Consider the following 420-nt stretch of genomic DNA (forward strand, 5'->3'; position numbering starts at 1 on the left):
CGATCCGCCGTGCCGCGCTCGCTCACCGGGCGGTGGTGCTCGCCGGTGACACCGACGAGCTGATGACCGGGCTGGATGCGGTGGTGTCCGGTGCGGGCGGTCTGATCGGCACCGCACGGGCGGGCCGGGTGGCGTTCCTGGTCACGGGCCAGGGTGCGCAGCGTGCGTCGATGGGCCGGGGGTTGTACGAGGCGTTCCCGGTTTTCGCTGATGCCTTCGACCAGGTGGCGTTGCACGTGGATGCCTATCTTGTCCGGCCGTTGGCGGAGGTGCTGGCTGACGAGGAGCTGATGCACCGCACCGGGTACGCGCAGGCGGCGTTGTTCGCCGTCGAGGTGGCGTTGCACGCGCTGCTGTCGCTCTGGGGTGTGCGGGCGGACGTGCGGGTCGGTCATTCGATCGGTGAGCTCGCTGCCGCGC

Annotated in this window: 1 protein-coding gene; it reads left to right on the plus strand. The window is 71.0% G+C overall.

Annotation, left to right across the window (positions count from 1 at the left end; genetic code table 11):
• Positions 1-32: 32 nt before the first annotated feature.
• On the plus strand, positions 33-420 hold a 388-nt coding region (locus PUR56_RS21260; RefSeq protein WP_329950062.1), incomplete at its 3' end, for an acyltransferase domain-containing protein.

Origin of the sequence: Streptomyces sp. BE303, from assembly GCF_036290945.1 — a bacterium.
Taxonomy (GTDB): Bacteria; Actinomycetota; Actinomycetes; order Streptomycetales; family Streptomycetaceae; genus Kitasatospora.